At 48.6% G+C, this 1,480-nt stretch carries 2 protein-coding genes; both read left to right on the forward strand.

Annotated elements, in window-relative coordinates:
• Nucleotides 1–13 precede the first annotated feature (13 nt).
• Nucleotides 14–856 carry a hypothetical protein gene (locus tag COV46_07805; protein ID PIR16611.1) on the forward strand — a complete coding sequence of 281 codons (843 nt, stop codon included), beginning with the start codon at nucleotides 14–16 and terminating at the stop codon, nucleotides 854–856.
• A gap of 6 nt (nucleotides 857–862) precedes the next feature.
• The gene (gene cdd, locus COV46_07810) at nucleotides 863–1,270 is read left to right on the forward strand and encodes a cytidine deaminase (GenBank protein ID PIR16612.1); all 408 of its coding nucleotides are present in this window, start codon (nucleotides 863–865) and stop codon (nucleotides 1,268–1,270) included.
• Nucleotides 1,271–1,480: the final 210 nt, after the last annotated feature.

Below are 1,480 nucleotides of genomic sequence, written 5' to 3' on the forward strand. Positions count from 1 at the left end.
CTGGGTCACTCTTTTGCCCATTGTGGTCATAAATTCCATCCTTTTGGTCTACCTCGTTATCTTCGCCTTTACTCGCGACAGATGGCCAAAGCCGCCCGATCTTGAGAATAGGTCAAATTCATGGTTCTTAGGCCCATTCCTAAAGGAGTGGTGGTACTGGGTGACAACCCCCATCGCCAAGCTCCTCATAACGATAAGGCTTTCGCCTAACATTATCACTTTCATTGGCTTTGCCATTTCGTGCGTCTCCGCATGGTTCTTTGCCGAGGGGCTCTTTGGATACGCCGGCTGGATAATGATATTCGGTGCCACATTTGACATGTTCGACGGAAAAGTGGCCCGCATGACAGGAAAGGTGAGCAGAAGCGGCGCCTATTACGATTCGGTGATGGACAGATTCGGTGAGGGCGTTGTGATGATAGGATTGGTGTCATATTTTCGCTATTCATGGATGCTTTATTTCGTGGTTGCAGGACTCATCGGCTCAATGCTTGTAAGCTATACCCGCGCACGCGGCGAGGGAGTCGGCATCGTCTGTAAAAAAGGACCGATGCAAAGACCCGAGCGTATCGTCTATTTGGGGGTAGCGTCCGTATTTCAACCGATCGCCAATTATTTTTTACGAGAAACAAGCCTTGCTTACGAACCTATCCTAGTGATCGCCGCCATCATTTTAATAGGCGTTATGACGAACATTACCGCCATCTATAGAATGGTATATATAATGAACGGCCTCGATACGGAGGATAAAAAGGACGGAATTGACTCGATCCCTCAAGTTCTAATGAAGTGGTCGACCCCCGAGGGCAGGGCCGAATGGATGGAAAAGGTCCGTCAGAGGCATCATTTAAAGTAACGGTCTATGAATAAGCTTATCGAAGAAGCCCTAAAGGCAAGAAAAAAGGCATATGCGCCGTACTCCAGATTCAAGGTAGGTGCGGCGCTTGAGGCATTGAACGGTAAGATATACACAGGATGCAATGTCGAAAACGCGTCATATGGGCTTAGCGTATGCGCTGAACGGACGGCAATCTTTAAGGCGGTGTCGGAAGGCGCGACCAAATTTAGGAGAATAGCCATAGCGACAGGCGCTATTAAGGCGTTAACACCGCCGTGTGGCGCGTGCAGACAGATATTGGCAGAGTTCAATCCTAGACTCGAGATAATCCTCGCCAACTCGAACGGCAGGATCAAAAAGGCCAACCTAAAAAAACTGATGCCGGACCCGTTCCTGCCCGCATCTCTTAAGAAAGGGTCTTCGCGGATTTGAGTGGGCCTTTTGCGGGAGATTTATGCTGAGCGGCTCATAACATTCTTGGGTAAGTAAAAAGGGCTCTTCGCGGATATGAGTGGGTCATTTGCGGGACAGGGTGACAGGAAGAAGCGGTAAGACATGGGTCATCTGTTAATATATCGAATAAGAAAGTTGTTTCTTTCTGCGGTTCAAAAAAAAGAAAAGCTAGTAGTAGGGGCTGTGGAG

It is taken from the genome of Deltaproteobacteria bacterium CG11_big_fil_rev_8_21_14_0_20_49_13 (assembly GCA_002796305.1).
Lineage (GTDB): Bacteria > UBA10199 > UBA10199.